This window comes from Streptomyces sp. NPDC006339 (genome assembly GCF_040612775.1).
GTDB lineage: Bacteria > Actinomycetota > Actinomycetes > Streptomycetales > Streptomycetaceae > Streptomyces.
On the sequence record NZ_JBEXQW010000026.1, the window covers coordinates 29066 to 48752 of the forward strand.

The 19687-nt window shown below is 71.3% G+C and carries 21 protein-coding genes and 5 tRNA genes; 18 read left to right on the plus strand and 8 right to left on the minus strand.

Translation table 11 applies throughout. From position 1 onward, the window contains the following. Positions 1-252: 252 nt before the first annotated feature. The 4 genes from ABZ135_RS21615 to ABZ135_RS21630 all read right to left on the minus strand — a co-directional run bounded on the left by ABZ135_RS21615 (position 253) and on the right by ABZ135_RS21630 (position 5638). A complete protein-coding gene (locus ABZ135_RS21615) occupies positions 253-843 on the minus strand; it encodes an ATP/GTP-binding protein (RefSeq protein WP_345485409.1) in 591 nt (196 codons plus the stop codon). After that, entirely contained in the window at positions 824-1231 is a 408-nt protein-coding gene (locus ABZ135_RS21620; RefSeq protein WP_352076384.1) for a DUF742 domain-containing protein, read from the minus strand. The genes ABZ135_RS21615 and ABZ135_RS21620 overlap by 20 nt, the downstream gene beginning before the upstream one ends. Positions 1232-1387: 156 nt before the next feature. Further along, positions 1388-1801, minus strand: a complete 414-nt coding sequence (locus ABZ135_RS21625; RefSeq protein WP_046905435.1) for a roadblock/LC7 domain-containing protein — start codon at positions 1799-1801, stop codon at positions 1388-1390. A gap of 9 nt (positions 1802-1810) precedes the next feature. After that, positions 1811-5638, minus strand: a complete 3828-nt coding sequence (locus ABZ135_RS21630; RefSeq protein ID WP_356697850.1) for a nitrate- and nitrite sensing domain-containing protein — start codon at positions 5636-5638, stop codon at positions 1811-1813. Positions 5639-6220: 582 nt separating this feature from the next. Between ABZ135_RS21630 and ABZ135_RS21635 the strand changes: the two genes are divergently transcribed. From ABZ135_RS21635 to ABZ135_RS21685, 11 genes are all read left to right on the plus strand, one after another. Then, entirely contained in the window at positions 6221-6409 is a 189-nt protein-coding gene (locus ABZ135_RS21635; RefSeq protein ID WP_356697851.1) for a hypothetical protein, read from the plus strand. Positions 6410-6489: 80 nt separating this feature from the next. After that, positions 6490-7284: a fumarylacetoacetate hydrolase family protein gene (locus ABZ135_RS21640; protein ID WP_356697852.1), complete on the plus strand. Its 795-nt coding sequence runs from the start codon at positions 6490-6492 to the stop codon at positions 7282-7284. Next, a complete protein-coding gene (gltX, locus tag ABZ135_RS21645) occupies positions 7277-8752 on the plus strand; it encodes a glutamate--tRNA ligase (protein WP_356697853.1) in 1476 nt (491 codons plus the stop codon). Before ABZ135_RS21640 ends, gltX begins: the two co-directional genes overlap by 8 nt. Positions 8753-8859: 107 nt before the next feature. Then, positions 8860-9123 carry a hypothetical protein gene (locus ABZ135_RS21650; RefSeq protein WP_356697854.1) on the plus strand — a complete coding sequence of 88 codons (264 nt, stop codon included), beginning with the start codon at positions 8860-8862 and terminating at the stop codon, positions 9121-9123. Next, complete coding sequence (locus ABZ135_RS21655; protein WP_356697855.1) at positions 9120-9491, plus strand: hypothetical protein; 372 nt, start codon at positions 9120-9122, stop codon at positions 9489-9491. Before ABZ135_RS21650 ends, ABZ135_RS21655 begins: the two co-directional genes overlap by 4 nt. 33 nt (positions 9492-9524) lie before the next feature. Next, on the plus strand, positions 9525-10247 hold the full coding sequence (locus tag ABZ135_RS21660; RefSeq protein ID WP_356697856.1) for an HAD family hydrolase: 723 nt from the start codon (positions 9525-9527) through the stop codon (positions 10245-10247). 96 nt (positions 10248-10343) lie between these two features. Then, positions 10344-10415, plus strand: a tRNA-Gln gene (locus tag ABZ135_RS21665). 42 nt (positions 10416-10457) lie between these two features. Beyond that, a tRNA-Glu gene (locus tag ABZ135_RS21670) sits at positions 10458-10530 on the plus strand. Between the two features lie 61 nt (positions 10531-10591). After that, positions 10592-10667: transfer RNA gene (locus ABZ135_RS21675), tRNA-Glu, on the plus strand. An 18-nt stretch (positions 10668-10685) separates the two neighbouring features. Continuing rightward, a tRNA-Gln gene (locus ABZ135_RS21680) sits at positions 10686-10757 on the plus strand. Positions 10758-10776: 19 nt separating this feature from the next. Further along, positions 10777-10852 (plus strand) — tRNA-Glu (locus ABZ135_RS21685). A 136-nt stretch (positions 10853-10988) separates the two neighbouring features. On the opposite strand, the gene ndgR is transcribed toward ABZ135_RS21685, so the two are convergent. Then, on the minus strand, positions 10989-11705 hold the full coding sequence (gene ndgR / locus ABZ135_RS21690) for an IclR family transcriptional regulator NdgR (RefSeq protein WP_128977462.1): 717 nt from the start codon (positions 11703-11705) through the stop codon (positions 10989-10991). Between the two features lie 140 nt (positions 11706-11845). Here ndgR and leuC point away from each other — a divergent pair, with 140 nt between their 5' ends. The 4 genes from leuC to ABZ135_RS21710 all read left to right on the plus strand — a co-directional run bounded on the left by leuC (position 11846) and on the right by ABZ135_RS21710 (position 15031). Beyond that, on the plus strand, positions 11846-13270 hold the full coding sequence (gene leuC / locus ABZ135_RS21695) for a 3-isopropylmalate dehydratase large subunit (protein ID WP_356697857.1): 1425 nt from the start codon (positions 11846-11848) through the stop codon (positions 13268-13270). 5 nt (positions 13271-13275) lie between these two features. Then, positions 13276-13869, plus strand: coding sequence for a 3-isopropylmalate dehydratase small subunit (gene leuD / locus ABZ135_RS21700; protein ID WP_356697858.1), 594 nt, complete (start codon positions 13276-13278; stop codon positions 13867-13869). A 104-nt stretch (positions 13870-13973) separates the two neighbouring features. Then, positions 13974-14201: a hypothetical protein gene (locus ABZ135_RS21705; protein ID WP_356697859.1), complete on the plus strand. Its 228-nt coding sequence runs from the start codon at positions 13974-13976 to the stop codon at positions 14199-14201. A gap of 143 nt (positions 14202-14344) precedes the next feature. Beyond that, positions 14345-15031, plus strand: coding sequence for an HU family DNA-binding protein (locus ABZ135_RS21710; protein WP_356697860.1), 687 nt, complete (start codon positions 14345-14347; stop codon positions 15029-15031). 78 nt (positions 15032-15109) lie between these two features. Here the strand turns inward: ABZ135_RS21710 and ABZ135_RS21715 are convergent, their stop codons facing one another. Then, positions 15110-15313 (minus strand): hypothetical protein, encoded by a 204-nt coding sequence (locus ABZ135_RS21715; protein WP_356697861.1) that lies wholly within the window; start codon positions 15311-15313, stop codon positions 15110-15112. A 10-nt stretch (positions 15314-15323) separates the two neighbouring features. Then, positions 15324-15995 carry a 2-phospho-L-lactate guanylyltransferase gene (gene cofC, locus ABZ135_RS21720; RefSeq protein WP_356697862.1) on the minus strand — a complete coding sequence of 224 codons (672 nt, stop codon included), beginning with the start codon at positions 15993-15995 and terminating at the stop codon, positions 15324-15326. 122 nt (positions 15996-16117) lie between these two features. On the opposite strand from cofC, the gene ABZ135_RS21725 reads away from it, so the two are divergent. From ABZ135_RS21725 to ABZ135_RS21735, 3 genes are all read left to right on the plus strand, one after another. Beyond that, a complete protein-coding gene (locus ABZ135_RS21725) occupies positions 16118-16900 on the plus strand; it encodes a lysophospholipid acyltransferase family protein (RefSeq protein WP_356697863.1) in 783 nt (260 codons plus the stop codon). After that, positions 16897-17898, plus strand: a complete 1002-nt coding sequence (locus tag ABZ135_RS21730) for an NAD(P)H-dependent glycerol-3-phosphate dehydrogenase (RefSeq protein WP_356697864.1) — start codon at positions 16897-16899, stop codon at positions 17896-17898. Before ABZ135_RS21725 ends, ABZ135_RS21730 begins: the two co-directional genes overlap by 4 nt. 99 nt (positions 17899-17997) lie before the next feature. Continuing rightward, positions 17998-19137: a D-alanine--D-alanine ligase family protein gene (locus ABZ135_RS21735; RefSeq protein WP_356697865.1), complete on the plus strand. Its 1140-nt coding sequence runs from the start codon at positions 17998-18000 to the stop codon at positions 19135-19137. Positions 19138-19177: 40 nt separating this feature from the next. Here the strand turns inward: ABZ135_RS21735 and ABZ135_RS21740 are convergent, their stop codons facing one another. Continuing rightward, positions 19178-19672, minus strand: coding sequence for a DUF3515 domain-containing protein (locus ABZ135_RS21740; protein WP_356697938.1), 495 nt, complete (start codon positions 19670-19672; stop codon positions 19178-19180). Between the last annotated feature and the right edge of the window lie 15 nt (positions 19673-19687).

Here is a 19687-nt window from a genome sequence, read left to right on the forward strand (position 1 = left end):
TCCCCTCCAAACAGTGCGGAGCAGCCGGTTTCTGTGGCCCCCACCCGAGATAAAACGGGCATAAAGAGCGAGCCCCGCCAAAAAGCGGGGCTCATGTGAGCGCAGCGGTACCGATCGGATGCGTCGGGTGTCCGAGGCGCCCCAATTCTCTGTCGAAATGTTATGAACCCGAGGGCGGTCGTGTCGAAGGACACAGACCGCTCCCAAAACCTCTACGACAACTGCCGTATCTCGACTTCTACTTGATGTGTACTACTTCAGCCGCGCCATGAGGGCGTGCTCGACGAGGGTGATGAGCGCGCTCTTGGCGTCCGCGCGGTGGCGGGCGTCGGTGGTGATGATGGGAGTGTCGGGGCCGATCTGGAGGGCCTCGCGGACCTCGTCCGGGGCATAGGGCTGGTGCCCGTCGAAGCCGTTCAGCGCGATGACGAAGGGGAGGCCGGAGTTCTCGAAGTAGTCGACGGCCGGGAAGCAGTCGGCGAGACGCCGGGTGTCGACCAGGACGACGGCGCCGATGGCGCCGCGGACCAGGTCGTCCCACATGAACCAGAAACGGTCCTGACCGGGCGTACCGAACAGGTACAGGATCAGGTCCTGGTCCAGGGTGATGCGGCCGAAGTCCATGGCCACCGTGGTGGTGGTCTTGCCTCCGGTGTGCGTCAGGTCGTCGATGCCCGCCGAGGCCGCGGTCATCACGGCCTCGGTCCGCAGCGGATTGATCTCGGAGACCGCGCCGACGAACGTGGTCTTGCCCACGCCGAAGCCGCCGGCCACCACGATCTTCGCGCTGGTGGTCGAACGACTCTGCGGAACGGAGCCGCCGCTAGAGCTTGCGAAGTCCACTGAGCACCCTTTCGAGCAGTGTCACGTCCGGCGTGCCGCCGGCCTCTCCGTTGCCCGGCTGGTGGATGGCCACCATGCCCGCCTCGGCCAGGTCGGCCACGAGGATGCGGGCCACACCGAGCGGCATCGACAGGAGCGCCGACACCTCCGCCACCGACTTCACCTCACGGCACAGGTGGCAGATCCGCTGGTGCTCGGGGAGCAGGGTGGCCAGGTGCGCGGGGTCGGCCGTGGTGCTGACCAGCGCCTCGATGGCGAGCTGGTAGCGCGGCCGGGTCCGGCCGCCGGTCATCGCGTAGGGACGGACCAGCGGCTGGTCGCCTTCATGCCCGTACGGATCGTCTATCGAGGCGCCGTACGGATCGTGAGAGGCGGGGGGCGGGGTCATGAATCCTCCGGGCGTGACGGCAGAGGCCACTGCCGTCTGATGGGGCCGGTGGGGGGCCGGGTGGGGCGGCCGGACGGTGAACGGTACGGGGCGGTGCGGAGGGGCGCACCGCCCTGCGGCGTGTCGTTTCGGGTACGGGTGGGAGGCGGGGCCGGGCTAGTGGAGCAGGCTGCCCTGGAGCTCGGCCCGCAGGTCCGGGGTGAGCACGGTGCCCGCCCGGTCCACGAGGAGCGCCATCTCGTAGCCCACGAGGCCGATGTCGCACTCCGGGTGGGCGAGCACGGCCAGCGAGGAGCCGTCCGAGACGGACATCAGGAAGAGGAAGCCGCGCTCCATCTCCACGACGGTCTGGGCGACGGGTCCGCCCTCGAAGATCCGGGACGCCCCCGCGGTCAGCGAGGTCAGTCCGGACGCGACCGCCGCCAACTGGTCGGCGCGGTCGCGGGGGAACCCTTCGGACATGGCAAGGAGCAGACCGTCGGCGGAGACCACCACTGTGTGGGACACCCCGGGGGTGTTGTCCACGAAGTTGGTGATCAACCAGTTCAGGTTCTGCGCCGCCTGGCTCATCGCGCTCAACTATCGCTCCTGCTGCTGGGTCGGACCGAGATTGAAGGAACCCGTGGTGGAGTTCCCCGCCTGCCGGCCCTGCTGGATACCGCGGCGCAGATTGGTGAGCCGGCCGCGGACGTCGTCGGGTGCGCGGGACACCTGGGGGCCGGCCGTGTGGGCCTGCTCCTGGGCGGTACCGGGCACGAGGTTGGCCCGCGGCACGCGCCGCGGAAGCCCCGAGGTGGTGACACCGCCGGCCGCGGGCTTGCGCACCCGCTCGGCCTGGCGCACCAGCTCGTCGTTGGGCGAGGTCCGCCAGGCGGCCCCGCCGTTCTGGTTCTGCCGCCCGGCGTCCGGCTGCTGCGGCACGGACGTACCGGGACGCTGCGGAACCACGGGGGTCTGCATGGTCCGCTCGGCGTCCGGGACACCCCGGGACGGGGTCTGCCGCGGGGCCGGAGCCTGGGCCTGGTGCGAGCCCGGGGCGGGCGCCTGGCCCTGGCCCTGACCCTGCTCCTGACGGAACCAGTTGGTCTCGAGCGTGTCGTACAGCGGGGTACGGCCGTCACCGGAACCCGGCGCCGGCGGCAGGGCCTCCGGCTGACGGGGCTGCTGGAGCTGCGGCTGCCGGGGCTGCTGCGACTGCTGCGGCTCGTTGGCCGTGTGCTGCCGCGGCGCCGGCGGCTGCGCCTGCGGTGCCTGCTGCGGGTTCTGCGGGTTCTGGGCCTGCGGCACGAACGGCTGGTGGCCGTACGCCTGCTGCTGCGGGGCCTGCTGCGGCGCGCCGAAGTCCGGCCGCGGGAACTGCGCGGTGGACGCCGGGTCCTGGGCACCGCCCTGGTAGCCCTGCGGGGCGGAGTGCTGCGGAGCCGCGTGCTGGGGAGCCGCGTGCTGCGGGGCCTGCTGGGGCGTCCCGAAGTCCGGGCGCGCGAACTGGCCCGTGGAACCGGGGCCGTCGGGCTGTCCGTGACGGCCGGTGTTCTCCGGCTCCTCGTGACCGCGCGGCGCGTCCAGCGGCGTCATCTCCTGCTGCGGCCTGCGGACCGGCTGAGCCTGGTCGTTGCCGGCCCAGCTCGCGGCCTGCGGACGCTGCGGCTGCTGCGACTGGGGGCTGCCGCCGGGGAGCTCGGCGCGCGGGAAGCCGTTCTGGGCCGGGCGGGGCTCCTGCGGGGCCGGGGCCTGCGAGCCCTGACCACCGTGCCGGCCACCGTTCTGGCCGTTGTTCTGACCGGCGCTCTGGCCGTTGTGCTGGCCGCCCCAGACGTCCGTGCGGGACGGGATCGCGCTCTGCGCGCCGCCGACGAGCCCGCCGGGCGCGCCGAGGCCCGGACGCGCCTGCGGGTCCTGCGGGACGGGCGGAAGCTGGGCGGTCTGCGGACCCTGGGCCTGGGCCGGCGCCGGGGCCTGCGGCCGCTCCTGGAACAGGTTCGGACCGCCCGCGGCCTGACCGCCCTGGCCCTGCGGGCCGTTCGGGCGCGGGGCACCGTCCCGTCCGGGCAGCGCCGTACGGGCCGCACCGGCGCCGATCCGGCCGCCGGGCGCGGACGGGGCACCGCCCGGGCGCCCGCCGGGGGCACCGGGGCCGCCGGCCGCACCGGGACCGCCGGCGAGGCGGCCGCCCGGGGCGGACTGGCCCTGCGGAACGGCGCCCTGGCCGCCGGGGCCGGCCTTCGGCACGGGCTTCTTGCCGCCGTGGGCGACGTCGACCGGGAGCATGACGAGCGCGGTGGTGCCGCCCGAGTCGGACGGGCGAAGCTGGATCCGGATGCCGTGCCGCAGGGACAGGCGGCCGACCACGAACAGGCCCATGCGGCGGGAGACCGAGACGTCCACGGTGGGCGGCGAGGCGAGCCGCTCGTTGATCGCCGCGAGGTCCTCGGGGGAGAGGCCGATGCCGGTGTCGTGGATCTCGACGAGCACCCGGCCGTCGGGCAGGGCGTGACCGGTGACGCGGACCTTGGTCTGCGGCGAGGAGAACGAGGTGGCGTTCTCGAGCAGCTCGGCGAGCAGGTGGACGAGGTCGTTGACGACCCGGCCGGCGACCTCGGTCGCCGGGACCGCGGCGAGCTCGATGCGCTCGTACTGCTCCACCTCGGAGGCGGCGGCACGGAGCACGTCGACCAGCGGGACCGGGCGGGTCCAGCGGCGGCCGGGCTCCTCGCCCGCGAGGACGAGGAGGTTCTCGCCGTTCCGGCGCATACGGGTCGCGAGGTGGTCGAGCTTGAAGAGCGAGGAGAGCTGGTCCGGGTCGGCCTCGCGGGACTCCAGCTCGGAGATGAGCGAGAGCTGACGCTGGATGAGGCCCTGGGAACGGCGCGAGAGGTTGGTGAACATCGCGTTGACGTTGCCCCGGAGGAGGGCCTGCTCGGCCGCGAGGCGGACCGCCTCGCGGTGCACGTCGTCGAAGGCCGCGGCCACCTGGCCGATCTCGTCGCGGGAGTGCACACCGACGGACTCGACGGAGGTGTCGACGTCCTGCGGGTCGGACTCGGAGAGCTGCTTGACCAGCTCGGGCAGGCGTTCCTGGGCGACCTTGGTGGCGGTGTCCTGGAGCCGGCGCAGCGAGCGGATCATGGACCGGGCCACGACGAAGGCGCCGACGAGCGAGACACCGAGGACGAGGAGGATCAGCGCACCGTTGATGATGGCGTCCCGCTGCGACTCCTGGCGCAGCTCACGGGCCTTGGTCTCCATCTCGCCGAGCAGCGTCGCCTCGATGGTGTTCATGGCCCGGATCTTGGTGCCGTACTCGTCGGTGAAGTTGAGGTGACCGCGCTTGACGTCCGGCATGCCGCGGGTGGACTTCAGCAGCCGCTGCGCGTAGTTGTCGGCGGCCTCGATCGACGGGTTGCCGTTGGTCAGCGAGGCGGTGAGCTCCTCGGCGTCCCCGCCGGTCGACTCGTAGATCGCCTTGAAGGACTTGAACTCGTCGCCCTCACTGGTGAGCGCGGCGTCGCCGTAGAGCCGGTCGCCCTGCTCGATCTGTGCGGGCCGGCTGTCGTTCGGGGGCAGCGAGGAGGCGATGATCGCCTGCTGGATGGAGGCGTACTCCTTGGCGGAGGAGAACGCGGCGAGCGCCCGGGTCCGCTTGATCATCTCCGGGTTGCTGGTGGCCTGCGCCATGTCCTGGGACAGGCTCAGCAGGGAGCGGATGAGGCGGCTGTACGCCTCGACCGTCACCGAGCGGGCGACGCCCTTCTTGTACGCGTCGCCGCGGATCACCCCGAGCTGGCTGACCTGCGAGGCGATCTGGTTGACGTTCTGCCGGATGCTGCGCAGCGACTCGTCGTCCTCGGTCGCCGGGATGGCGTTGGTGGCGTCGAGGAAGGCCGTGTACGCGCGGTCGGTGGCCTTGCGGGGGTTGGAGACCTGGTAGTCGCCGGCCGACTTGCCGTTGGCGAGCGGGCCGGCGGAGAGGTCGCGCTCGGCCTGGAGCGCCTCGGCGAACTTGGTGGCTTCCTTGGTCAGCTCGGTGAGGAGCTGCATGTGATCAAGCTGCTCCATGTCCTGCAAGGACTCGTTGATACGGATGCCACCGAGGCTGGTCGCCGCGACCACGGGAAGGGTCAGCAGGGCGACCAGGCGGGTGGAGATGCGCCAGTTGCGCAGGGCTATTCGCGGACCGACCTGGTTCTCGGCCTGGAGCCGGGGCAGCGGGGCCTGCTCGGCGACGGCGTCCGCGGCGGTACCGCGCGCGGCACCGTCGGAGCCGTCGCCCTTCCCCGGCTTCTGGGAGTGCGGGGCCGGGGATCCGTGCTGGGTCCCGGCACGCGGCTCCTGCTCCGCCGAAGCTTCCCCTCGGCCCTTGCGGGCCTGGGAAGAGCCCGTGCCATCCCTCTTGAAACGTCCCTGCACTAGCGTCGCAACCTCTGGACCAGGCGTCCTTCCGGGTGAACGGAGAGGACGGTGTCGGCGTGTGGGACGCGGTGCGTCCCCGTGGTGGTCGTCGGTGACCGGCGCAGATCCCCCTATCCCCGCCACTCGGCCGGCGCTGCGTTGCGCCCCCTGCGCGCCGGCTTGAAACCCGCGGCGGTGCGTGGAATTCCAGCACAGTGCCGGATCTCCAACAAGGGCGGTGGGGCGTGGCGCGAGGGGCATGACAACGCGTGAACACCGGGTCACCGCATGTAGAAGATGATCGCGGAGGAATCGGTCAATACCGCACCGAAGGGGTGGGTGGGGAGGGGTGTCCCAGTCGCCATGATCAGGAGCGGAATGGCGCGTTCAGTGGCGGAATGTCCCTTTCGGTCACCTCGGGGAGCGGTGTGTAATGCCCGGTTTGTTCCCTCAGTGGTGAGCAAACTCACACGTAGTTCGTTGAATCCGCCATGCATTCGAAGGGAATTGCATGTTTAGCCTGACGCTTTACAGAATGGGCACCCCGTACGCCGCGCCCGCGTGGGCGCGCCCCACCGCAGACAAGGGTCCGACACCGCCATGAAGACGACGTCCGTACTCCGCACCACGGCCAACCCCCGCCGCGCCACCCTCGCCCACCTGGAGGACGCCGCGAAGCTGAGCCGAGGCGCCCGGCCCGAGTACGCCGCCGAGCTCCCCGGCCGGACCGCCAACCCGCGCCGCACCATTCTGATGACGGCCCCCGAGCCGTACCGCCCCGCCGAGTAATCCGGCGATCGGGCCTCCTCACCGCGTTAGCCTGGAGCGTCAGACTCCCGTCCAACAGCAAGTGAGGGGCGACAGCACTCGTGCGCATCGCCAGATTCTCCATCGACGGCAACGTCGCCTTCGGCGCGGTCGAGGGGGAGGGGACCGTCGAGTCCGGCGGCCTGGTCCTCGACATCATCAAGGGCATCCCGTACACCGACTTCGAGCTCAGCGGCACCAAGGTCCCGCTGAGCAAGGTCCGGCTCCTGCCGCCCGTCCTCCCCAACAAGGTCGTGGCCGTCGGCCGCAACTACGCGGAGCACGCCAGGGAGCTCGGCAACGAGGTCCCCGAGGTCCCGGTCACCTTCTTCAAGCCGACCACCTCGGTCATCGGCCCCGGCGACGCCATCGAGTACCCCTCCTTCTCCGAAGAGCTGCACCACGAGGCCGAACTGGCCGTGGTGATCGGCCGCATGTGCCGCGAGGTGCCCCGCGAGCGCGTCCAGGACGTCGTCTTCGGCTTCACCTGCGCCAACGACGTCACCGCCCGCGACGTCCAGAAGCGCGAGGCCCAGTGGGCCCGCGCCAAGGGCTTCGACACCTCCTGCCCGCTGGGCCCCTGGGTGGAGACGGGCCTGAGCGTCGCCGCCGCCGGCGACCTCACCGTCCAGGCCACGGTCAACGGCGAACAGCGCCAGCTCGGCCGGACGAGCGACATGATCCGCTCCATCGAGGACCTGGTCGTCCACATCTCCGAGGCCATGACGCTGCTCCCCGGCGACGTCATCCTCACCGGCACCCCGGCCGGGGTCGGCCCCCTCAACGTCGGCGACGAGGTCGCCGTCACCATCGAAGGCATCGGCACTCTCACCAACAGGGTGATCAAGCGTGGCTAACGCGAACGTCCGCGTACGTTTCTGTCCCTCCCCGACCGGCAACCCCCACGTGGGCCTGGTCCGCACCGCCCTCTTCAACTGGGCGTTCGCCCGGCACCACCAGGGCACCATGGTCTTCCGCATCGAGGACACCGACGCGGCCCGCGACTCCGAGGAGTCGTACGAGCAGCTCCTCGACTCGCTGCGCTGGCTGGGCCTCGACTGGGACGAGGGCCCCGAGATCGGCGGCCCGCACGCCCCCTACCGGCAGTCGCAGCGGATGGACATCTACAAGGACGTCGCCGACAAGCTGCTCGCCGGCGGCTACGCGTACCACTGCTACTGCACCACCACCGAGCTGGACGACCGCCGCGACGCCGCCCGCGCCGCCGGCCGGCCCTCCGGCTACGACGGCCACTGCCGCGAGCTCACCGCCGAGCAGATCGAGGTCTACAAGGCCGAGGGCCGCGAGGCCATCGTCCGCTTCCGGATGCCGGACGAGCCGATCACCTTCACCGACCTCGTCCGCGGCGAGCTCACCTTCACCCCGGACAACGTCCCGGACTACGGCATCGTGCGCGCCAACGGCGCCCCGCTGTACACCCTGGTCAACCCGGTCGACGACGCCCTGATGGAGATCACCCACGTCCTGCGCGGCGAGGACCTGCTCTCCTCCACCCCCCGCCAGATCGCGCTCTACAAGGCGCTGATCGAGCTGGGCGTGGCCAAGGGGATCCCCGCCTTCGGCCACCTGCCGTACGTCATGGGCGAGGGCAACAAGAAGCTCTCCAAGCGCGACCCGCAGGCCAGCCTCAACCTCTACCGCGAGCGCGGCTTCCTCCCCGAGGGCCTGCTGAACTACCTCTCGCTGCTCGGCTGGTCCTTCTCCGCCGACCAGGACCTCTTCACCATCCCGGAGATGGTCGAGAAGTTCGACATCGCGGACGTCAACGCCAACCCGGCCCGCTTCGACCTCAAGAAGGCCGAGTCCATCAACGCGGACCACATCCGCATGCTGGACGTGAAGGACTTCGCCGCGGCCTGCGAGCCCTGGCTGAAGGCCCCGCACGCCAACTGGGCCCCGGAGGACTTCGACCCGGCCGCCTGGGAGGCCATCGCGCCGCACGCCCAGACCCGGCTGACCGTCCTGTCGGACATCACCGCCAACGTCGACTTCCTCTTCCTGAAGGAGCCGGTCCAGGACGAGGCGTCCTGGCAGAAGGCGATGAAGGAGGGCTCCGACGCCCTGCTGGTCACCGCCCGCGAGAAGCTGGAGTCGGCCGACTGGAGCGACCCGGAGTCCCTCAAGAACGCCGTCCTCGCCGCCGGCGAGGCCCACGGCCTCAAGCTCGGCAAGGCCCAGGCCCCGGTCCGCGTCGCCGTCACCGGCCGCACGGTCGGCCTGCCGCTCTTCGAGTCGCTGGAGATCCTGGGCAAGGAGAAGACCCTCGCCCGCATCGACGCGGCCCTGGCGAAGCTCGCCGGCTGACCCTCTCCACAGACGCCCCGGGGGCGGCGGCCCGTCCTGGCCGCCGCCCCCGGGGCGTTGTTCCGCGGAGGCCCCCGCGCGCCGGTATTCATCGGTATTCTCGCTGTATGGCCGACACCACACTGAAGATCAGCGACGAGACAAGAGACCGCCTGCGCACGCTGGCGGAGGAGCGCGGCCTGAGCACCCGCGCCTACGTCGAGCGGATGGTCGCCGCCATCCCCACCGAGGCCGAACGCGCCGAGCGGACCGCGAAGGCGATCGCCTACGTCCGCGAGCGGTTCGGGGCGGAGCTCGACGACGACCTGCTGCGGGAGGGGCGGGCCTGGCGGCAGGCCATCGTCGAACGGCGCGTCGGGAGCCGCCGGTGATCGTCCTGGACCACACCGCCATGGTGGCGCTCGGGCGAGGGCACCGGCTGCTCTCCTCGATCGTCGTCGTCGAGGTGGACGACCCCGCGCGGCGCGCCCACGTCCCGGCGCTCTGCCTGTTGGCGGCGAGCCTGGAGCTGCCCGGGATCGCCGCGCACGCCGGGGCGCTCCCCGGCCTCGAGTTCCCGCCGCTCGACTTCGCCGCCACCGCCGCCGTCGAGCAGGCCGTCTCGGCCGGCGTGGACTGGCGGCACGCGCACGCCGTCTACGCGGCCGCCTCCGGGGCCGTCGAGGGGCAGGTCCTGACGGCCGTGCCCGAGGCGTACGACGGCACCGGCGTATGGGCCGTCGACATCGGGAAACCCTGACCGCCCGGACGCCCACGGCGGTACGGTCGTTCCATGGCCATCCGCGCGGTGCTCTGGGACATCGACGACACGATCTTCGACTACGCGAGCGCCGACCGCGCCGGCATGCGGGCCCACCTCGCCGCCGAGGGGCTGCTCGGGGGCTACGCCTCCGTGGAGGAGGCCCTGCTGCGCTGGAAGGAGCTCACGGAGCTGCACTGGCGGCGCTTCGAGGCCGAGGGCGGCGACTTCCTGGACCAGCGGCGGAACCGGGTCCGGGACTTCCTCGGCAGGGCGGAGCTCACCGCCGTCGAGGCCGACGACTGGTTCGACCGGTACGTGGTCCACTACGAGGCCGCCTGGGAGCTCTTCCCGGACACCCTGCCGGCCCTCGACGTGCTCGCCGGCGAGTACCGCCACGGGGTGCTGTCGAACTCCAGCATCCGCAACCAGGACCGCAAGCTGCGCGTGCTGGGCGTACGGGACCGGTTCGAGGCCGTCGTGTGCGCCGCCGAGCTCGGCGTGGCCAAGCCGGCCGCCGCGGCCTTCCACGCGGCCTGTGACGCCCTGGGGCTGCCGCCGGAGCAGGTGGCGTACGTGGGCGACCAGCCGGAGATCGACGCCCTGGGCGCCGTCCGGGCGGGCCTCCTCGGGGTCTGGCTGGATCGCGCCGACACGGGCGGCAGACCGGGGCTGACCAGGATCACCGGCCTCCACCAGCTCCCCGGAGTGCTGCGCGGGGATACCCGTTTTGGAGCACCGGACACCTTCGGGTAATGTTCTTCCTGCGCCGAGGGGAGCGGGCCGAAAGGCCGGAAAGCCCCGAAAGCGCAAGCCAGAGCAAGATCCCCCTTCGGAGGGATCACGCCCCGGTGGCCTATGGTGTAATTGGCAGCACGACTGATTCTGGTTCAGTTAGTCTTGGTTCGAGTCCAGGTAGGCCAGCTCGCAGAGCTCATCTGCAAACCGTGGATAATGATCCACAAAGCCCCCGTTGTGTAGCGGCCTAGCACGCTGCCCTCTCAAGGCAGTAGCGCCGGTTCGAATCCGGTCGGGGGTACAGATCCTTCCCGCGGGATCACCAGGGTCGCACCCGGTGAACCCGATGCAGGATCGCTAGGGCCCCCGTTGTGTAGCGGCCTAGCACGCCGCCCTCTCAAGGCGGTAGCGCCGGTTCGAATCCGGTCGGGGGTACCAACTGGTCTAAACCACCAGTGGCCTATGGTGTAATTGGCAGCACGACTGATTCTGGTTCAGTTAGTCTTGGTTCGAGTCCAGGTAGGCCAGCGGATCGCTTTCTGATCTTGCCCCCGTTGTGTAGCGGCCTAGCACGCCGCCCTCTCAAGGCGGTAGCGCCGGTTCGAATCCGGTCGGGGGTACCACACGGAGAAGCCCTTCCCTTCGGGGGAGGGCTTCTTCGCTGTTCCGGTCCGCCGTGTCGTCGCGGACACAACTCCGGCCCACCGCTGCGGCGTTGGAGCGGTGGGCCGGGAACGTACAGGTGAAGAGGGAGAAGGATCAGCCGTTGCGGCGCAGGGCCTCGGTCAGGCGCGCGGCCGCGTCGATGACCGCCTGGGCGTGCATCCGGCCCGGGTGGCGGGTCAGGCGCTCGATCGGGCCCGAGACCGACACGGCGGCCACCACGCGGTTCGAGGGGCCGCGTACGGGCGCGGAGACGGACGCCACGCCGGGCTCCCGCTCGCCGATCGACTGGGCCCAGCCGCGGCGCCGTACGCCCGACAGGGCCGTCGCCGTGAAGCGGGCGCCCTGAAGGCCGCGGTGCAGCCGCTCGGGCTCCTCCCAGGCCATGAGGATCTGCGCCGACGAGCCGGCCTTCATGGTCAGCGTGGAGCCGACCGGGACGGTGTCCCGGAGTCCGGACAGCCGCTCGGCCGCCGCCACGCAGATCCGCATGTCGCCCTGGCGCCGGTAGAGCTGCGCGCTCTCGCCGGTCACATCGCGCAGATGCGTCAGCACCGGCCCGGCGGTCGCCAGCAGACGGTCCTCGCCGGCCGCGGCGGCGAGCTCCGCGAGCCGCGGTCCGAGGATGAACCGGCCCTGCATGTCGCGGGCCACCATCCGGTGGTGTTCCAAAGCCACGGCCAGACGGTGTGCCGTGGGTCGTGCGAGTCCCGTCGCCGCGACCAGACCTGCGAGGGTGGCCGGACCGGACTCCAGGGCGCTCAGGACAAGGGCTGCCTTGTCGAGAACGCCTACGCCGCTAGAGTTGTCCATGCAACGATATTCACGTCTCACTCTGTGAAACGCAAGTTCAATTTTCCCGGGAACCTGTGACTCTGGTGAGGCGGCCGCACAACGGCCCGCGAAACGGGTCTCTAGTTGTGCCGGCGTAGACGTCGGCCGGAGGGAAAGCGATGGGTAGGACACTCGCGGAGAAGGTCTGGGACGACCACGTCGTCCGGCGCGCCGAGGGCGAGCCCGACCTCCTCTTCATCGATCTGCACCTGCTGCACGAGGTGACCAGCCCGCAGGCGTTCGACGGCCTCCGCCAGAACGGCCGCCAGGTACGGCGCCTCGACCTCACCATCGCCACCGAGGACCACAACACCCCGACCCTCGACATCGACAAGCCGATCGCCGACCCGGTCTCCCGCGCGCAGCTCGAGACCCTGCGCAAGAACTGTGCCGAGTTCGGCGTCCGGCTGCACCCGCTGGGCGACGTCGAGCAGGGCGTCGTCCACGTCGTGGGCCCCCAGCTCGGTCTGACCCAGCCCGGCACCACCGTGGTCTGCGGCGACTCGCACACCTCCACGCACGGCGCCTTCGGCGCGCTGGCGTTCGGCATCGGCACCAGCCAGGTCGAGCACGTCCTGGCCACCCAGACCCTGCCGATGGCCCGCCCGAAGACCATGGCGATCACCGTGGACGGCGAGCTGCCCGAGGACGTCACCGCCAAGGACCTGATCCTGGCGATCATCGCGAAGATCGGCACCGGCGGCGGCCAGGGCTACGTCCTGGAGTACCGCGGCTCCGCCATCGAGAAGCTCTCGATGGAGGCCCGGATGACCATCTGCAACATGTCCATCGAGGCCGGCGCCCGCGCGGGCATGATCGCCCCCGACGAGACCACCTTCGCCTACCTCAAGGGCCGGGCCCACGCCCCCGAGGGCGAGGACTGGGACGCCGCCGTCGCGTACTGGAAGACGCTGCGGACGGACGAGGACGCCGTCTTCGACGCCGAGGTCGTCATCGACGCCGCCGAGCTGGCCCCGTTCGTCACCTGGGGCACCAACCCCGGGCAGGGCGCCCCGCTTTCGGCGAACGTCCCCGACCCGGCTTCGTACGAAGACGCTTCGGAGCGCCTCGCCGCCGAAAAGGCCCTGGAGTACATGGGGTTGACCGCCGGGCAGCCGCTGCGCGACATCAAGGTCGACACCGTCTTCGTAGGCTCCTGCACCAACGGCCGCATCGAGGACCTGCGCAACGCGGCCTCCCTTCTGCGGGGCCGCAAGGTCGCCGACGGCGTGCGCATGCTGGTCGTCCCCGGCTCCGTCCGGGTGGCCCTGCAGGCCGTCGAGGAGGGCCTGGACAAGGTCTTCAAGGAGGCCGGCGCCGAATGGCGGCACGCGGGCTGCTCGATGTGTCTGGGCATGAACCCCGACCAACTGGCTCCCGGCGAGCGTTCCGCCTCCACCTCCAACCGCAACTTCGAGGGCCGGCAGGGCAAGGGCGGCCGCACCCACCTGGTCTCCCCCCAGGTCGCCGCCGCCACCGCCGTCCTGGGCCACCTGGCCTCCCCGGCCGATCTGTCCGACGTCGCCACCACCGCGGGGGTCTGAGAACCATGGAAGCCTTCACCACCCACACCGGCCGCGCCGTCCCGCTGCGCCGCAGCAACGTCGACACCGACCAGATCATCCCGGCGCACTGGCTCAAGAAGGTCACCCGCGACGGCTTCGAGGACGGCCTGTTCGAGGCATGGCGCAAGGACCCCGAGTTCGTCCTCAACCGCCCCGAGCGGCAGGGCGCCACGGTCCTGGTCGCCGGCCCCGACTTCGGCACCGGCTCCTCCCGTGAGCACGCCGTCTGGGCGCTGCAGAACTACGGCTTCAAGACGGTCATCTCCTCCCGCTTCGCCGACATCTTCCGCGGCAACTCGCTGAAGAACGGCCTGCTGACCGTGGTCCTGCCGCAGGAGACCGTCGACGCCCTCTGGGAGGTGACCGAGGCCGACCCGACCGCCGAGGTCACCGTCGACCTGGAGGCCCGCAAGGTCCTCGCCCCCGGGATCGACGCCGACTTCGAGCTCGACGAGAACGCCCGCTGGCGGCTCCTGAACGGTCTGGACGACATCAGCCTCACCCTTCAGAACGAAGCGGACATCGCCGCCTACGAGGCCGCGAGGCCGGCCTTCAAGCCCCGTACAATTACGGCCTGAGCAGCGCTTTTCCAGTACTGCGCCCCCCACCGTCCGGTGGGGGGCGCAGTCGCTTGTTGAGACCCCGTCGGGCGACAACTCGCCCTAGATGGCACAATCTGTGCATGGAACGCGACAGCCAACTCGAGCTCTACAAGGCAGTCGCCGCCCGATTGAAGGAAGCGCACACAAGGGTGCGCGAACTGCAAGTCCCGGAGGGCGTAAGGATGGCGCTGTCCCGGAAGCTGCTGGTCGTCACGGCCGCGGCGAAGCACGATCTCGCGGACGCGGCCACGCGTCTGGACCGGTTGATGAAGGACCTCGACGAGGGCCGATTCCCTGAAGACGACTGACACCAGGAACTCCGCAACGGGACTTCCGCGTTGCGGCACTAGGGTGATTAGCCCGTTTCGTGTTTGATTTGCGGTATATACATGCCTAACGTGCGAAAAAGCTTGAACACTTTCGTTCCGGCAATGTCTCCGAAGGGGAAGACGTGAACAAGGCGCAGCTCGTAGAAGCGATTGCCGACAAGATGGGCGGTCGCCAGCAGGCCGCCGACGCCGTCGACCACGTGCTCGACGCCATCGTGCGTGCCGTGGTCGGCGGGGACCGGGTCTCGGTCACCGGCTTCGGCTCGTTCGAGAAGGTCGACCGTCCCGCCCGCTACGCCCGCAACCCGCAGACGGGTGAGCGGGTGCGGGTCAAGAAGACCTCGGTTCCGCGCTTCCGTGCGGGGCAGGGCTTCAAGGACCTGGTCAGCGGCTCGAAGAAGCTCCCCAAGGGAGGCGAGGTCTCCGTCAAGAAGGCGCCCAAGGGCAGCCTCAGCGGTGGCGCCTCCGCGACCGTGAAGAAGGCCGCGGCCAAGAAGGCCACCACCGCCAAGAAGGCCGCCGCCAAGAAGGCGACCCCGGCGAAGAAGACGACGGCCGCCGCCAAGAAGACCACCACGGCCGCGAAGAAGACCACCACCGCCGCCAAGAAGAGCACCCCGGCCGCGAAGAAGACCGGCGCCGCCGCCACCAAGAAGGCGACCCCGGCCAAGAAGACCACCACGGCCGCGACCAAGAAGGCCGCCGCCAAGAAGACCGCGCCGGCGAAGAAGGCCACCGCGAAGAAGGCGCCCGCCAAGAAGACGACGGCGCGCAAGACCACCGCGAAGAAGACCGCCGCCAACAAGTAACGGCGGCGGCTGCTCACACGCCGGGCCGGGCTCCCCCTCGGGGGAGCCCGGCCCGCGGCGCGTTCCGGAGGGGCCCGGTCAGAAGGTCTGCAGCGTCACCAGCGTGATCCGCAGCGACCCGCCGGCGCCCTCCGTCTCGATCCGCACCCGCTGCCCCGGACGCAGGCGCAGCAGGCCGCCCGCCTCGAAGGCGTCGGCCCCGAACTCCACCGGGGTGCCGTCGTCGAGCAGCACACTGCCGCTGCGGGTCTCGGGATCGTACGTGTACGCGGTCGCCTGCATGGGCCGCAGCCTATCCGGCCGCGGGCACCCAGCGGGCCGCCGTCCGCGGCCCCAGGCCCAGCGCCACGGCGGCCGCCAGGTCCTCGCCGGTGTCCACGTCCCGGCGCACGGAATCCACCCCCGCCAGCCGGATTTCCACCGCCCCCGAGGACAAATGCCGGCGCCGCGAAGCCCCTCCGAAAGCCGGTTCCAATTCCACCCCCGCCGCCGCCGAGAGGAATGTCGTACCTATTTCGGCGGCATCCGCGAGAAATGCCCGGCCGAATTGCCCCGCCACCGCGAGGACCCGCCCCAGCTCCGCGGGCCGCAGCGCCGGAAGGTCCGCGTTCAGCGCCGCCACCCGCGCCGACGGCCGCACCGCCCGCACCGCACGGGCCCCGTGCGCGAGCGCCGCGTTGAGCCCCGCGCCCGGAACGTCGGGCACGATCCGCGCCCCCAGGGCCGACAGGGCCGCGCCGGCGACCGGATCGTCCGTGACCACCACCACATCCCGCACCCCCGGGACGGCCAGCGCCGCCGCCACGGTGTCCTCGGCGAAGGCCAGCGCCAGACGCCCCCGCAGCGGCCCGCCCACCGCCGGGCCCAGCCTGCTCTTCGCCCGTGCCAACGGCTTCAGGGGCACCACCAGGGACCAGGCGTCGTCCGCGGTCCCGGCGGCGTTCACATCGGCGTAGGTCGTCATCGCGCACCATTCTGTCCCGCCCGCGCGAACCGCCCGAGTCCCGGGGCGTACGGTGTCCTCGACAGGCCAGGAGCAGAGGGCGACACTTGCCCCTGCGAACCAGTCCGGAGAAAGGTGTCCGAGTGTCCCGCCGCAGAATCGGCTTCTGGTACCGCCTGGCGGCGGTCATCGCCAAACCCCCACTGGTGGTGCTGTTCAAGCGGGACTGGCGCGGAACGGAGCACATCCCGGCCGAGGGCGGCTTCATCACCGCGGTCAACCACAACTCGTACCTGGACCCGCTGTCGTACGCGCACTACCAGTACAACACCGGGCGAGTCCCCCGCTTCCTGGCCAAGGCGGGGCTCTTCAAGAGCGGCTTCGTCGGCACCATGCTCCGCAACACCGGTCAGATCCCCGTCTACCGCGAGACCACGGACGCCCTCGACGCCTTCCGGTCCGCCGTCGACGCCATCGAGCGCGGCGAGTGCGTCGCCTTCTACCCCGAGGGCACCCTCACCCGCGACCCCGACATGTGGCCCATGGCCGGCAAGACCGGCGCCGCCCGCGTCGCCCTGCTCACCAAGGCGCCCGTCATCCCGGTCGCCCAGTGGGGCGCCAACCTCGCCATGCCGCCGTACGCCAAGGAGAACAAGCTCCGCCTCTGGCCGCGCAAGACGCTGATCGTGCAGGCCGGACCGCCGGTCGACCTCTCCCGCTTCCACGACCTCGAGCCGACGCCCGAGGTGCTGCGCGCCGCCACCGAGGAGATCATGGCCGCCATCACCCGGCTCCTGGAGGAGATCCGCGGCGAGAAGGCCCCCGCCGAGCCCTACGACCACCGCAAGGCCCGGCTTGAACAGCGCCGCAAGGCCATGCAGAGCAGGGCCGCACAGCACGGCACGACCGGAGAGGGCGCGAAGTGACCAAGGCAGCCGTCTTCGGCAACGGATCCTGGGGCACCGCCTTCGCCATGGTGCTCGCCGACGCGGGCTGCGAGGTGAGCCTCTGGGGCCGCCGCGCCGAACTCGCCGAGGCCATCAACACCACCGGCGTCAACCCCGACTACCTCCCCGGCGTCGAACTCCCCAAGGGCATCACGGCCACCGCCGACCCGGCCGAGGCCGCCCGCGACGCCGACTTCACCGTCCTCGTCGTGCCCTCCCAGACCCTGCGCGCCAACCTCGCGGACTGGGCGCCCGACCTCGCCCCCGGCACCGTGCTCGTCTCCCTGATGAAGGGCATCGAACTCGGCAGCGCCAAGCGGATGAGCGAGGTCATCCAGGAGGTCGCCGACGTCCCCGCCGACCGGGTCGCCGTCCTCACCGGCCCCAACCTGGCCAAGGAGATCGCCGCCCGGCAGCCCGCCGCCGCCGTCGTCGCCTGCGCCGACGAGACCGTCGCCCAGCGCCTCCAGGCCGCCTGCATGACCCCGTACTTCCGCCCGTACACCAACACCGACGTCGTCGGCTGCGAGCTCGGCGGAGCGGTCAAGAACGTCATCGGCCTGGCCGTCGGCATCGCCGACGGCATGGGGCTCGGCGACAACTCCAAGGCCACGCTCATCACCCGCGGCCTCGCCGAGACGACCCGCCTCGGCCTCGCGATGGGCGCCGACCCGCTCACCTTCTCCGGCCTGGCCGGCCTCGGCGACCTGGTCGCCACCTGCTCCTCGCCGCTCTCCCGGAACCACACCTTCGGCACCAATCTGGGCCGCGGCATGAGCCTGGAGGAGACCATCGCGGTCACCAAGCAGACCGCCGAGGGCGTCAAGTCCTGCGAGTCCGTGCTCGATCTGGCCCGCCGCCACGGCGTCGACATGCCCATCACCGAGACCGTCGTCTCGATCGTCCACGAGGGCAAGCCGCCGATCGTCGCGCTCAAGGAGCTGATGTCGCGCAGCGCCAAGGCGGAACGCCGGTGATCCGCCGGTGTCCGCAGGCGATCCGTGGCTGAGCCGGACGCGCGCGGCACGCGCGGTGCGCTCAGCAGTTCGGACGCCGCAAGGTACCCTCATCGCGATATGAGCGAGAACACCCAGAGCCCCCGCAAGCCGCGCGTGGCCGTCGTCTTCGGCGGACGCAGCTCCGAGCACGCCATCTCCGTCGTCACCGCCGGCGCCGTCCTCGGCGCCATCGACCGGGACAAGTACGACGTGCTGCCCATCGGCATCACCACCGACGGGCGCTGGGCGCTGACCGCCGACGCGCCGGAGCGGATGGCCATCGCCGACCGCACCCTGCCGAACGTCGCCGACCTCGCCGAGTCCGAGAGCGGCGGCGTGGTCCTCTCCGTCGACCCGGCCAGCCGCGAGGTCGTCCACACCGAGCCCGGCTCCGTGCCGAAGGCCCTCGGCGAGGTCGACGTCGTCTTCCCGGTCCTGCACGGCCCCTACGGCGAGGACGGCACCCTCCAGGGCCTCCTGGAGCTCTCCGGCGTCCCCTACGTCGGCGCGGGTGTCCTCGCCTCCGCCGTCGGCCAGGACAAGGAGTACATGAAGCGGGTCTTCGTCTCCTTCGGCCTGCCCGTCGGCCCGTACACCGTGGTCCGCCCGCGCGAGTGGGAGCAGAACCCGGCCGCGGCCCGCAAGAAGATCGTGGAGTTCGCCGCCGACCACGGCTGGCCGCTCTTCGTGAAGCCGGCCCGCGGCGGCTCCTCCGTGGGCATCACCAAGGTCGACGACCTCTCCGGCCTCGACGAGGCCGTCGAGGAGGCCCGCCGCCACGACCCGAAGGTCGTCGTCGAGGCGCTGGTCCGCGGCCGCGAGATCGAGTGCGGCGTCCTGGAGTTCGAGGACGGCCCGCGCGCCAGCGTGCCCGCCGAGATCCCGCCGGTCACCGACCACGACTTCTACGACTTCGAGGCCAAGTACATCGACTCTGCCTCCGGCATCGTGCCCGCGCCGATCGGCGACGAGGCCACCGCCGAGGTCCAGCGCCTCGCCGTCGCCGCCTACGAGGCCATCTCCTGCGAGGGCCTGGTGCGCGCCGACTTCTTCCTCACCGAGGACGGCGACTTCGTCATCAACGAGGTCAACACGATGCCCGGCTTCACCCCCATCTCCATGTACCCGCGCATGTGGCAGGAGAGCGGCGTCGCCTACCCGGAGCTCGTCGACCGGCTCATCCAGGCCGCGCTGCGCCGCTCCACCGGCCTGCGCTAGGCCCGGTCCGTCCGGCCGGAGGGCGGCTCCGGGACTCTCCCTAGCCGCACTCGGGTTCCAGGGCGCAGGGGACGGCCCGCCGCACGGGGGCGGCGAGATCCGTGAGCGGGCCCATGTCGTGCGCGTACCGCTCGTCCAGCGACACCTCGACGTACGTCTTGCGGTACGTCGTGGTGAAGCGCGGGCCGTCGCCCTCCCGCTGCTCCAGGAGCCAGCGCACGCCGTTCGCGACGACGCCCAGCGCCTGCGGATCGCTCATCTTTTCGGGCCGCGGGACCCCGCAGCGCAGTACGATCGCGGCATCCCCCCACGCGGCGGTCAGTTCGGACTCCGGCTCGGTGCCGGTCCGCTCCAGACCCGCCACGGTGCCGGGCAGCTCCTTCGCGAGGGCACGGCAGATGGCGGCCTCGGCCGCCGGCGGGCGGGGAACCGGGACCGACGCCTTCGTGTCCGGAGTGGAACAGCCCGCGACGGCCAGCAGCAGCACGACCGAGGCGGCGGAAGCGGGCAGGCCGAAAGGCCGGTGGGAAGACATCACCGGCCAAGGGTA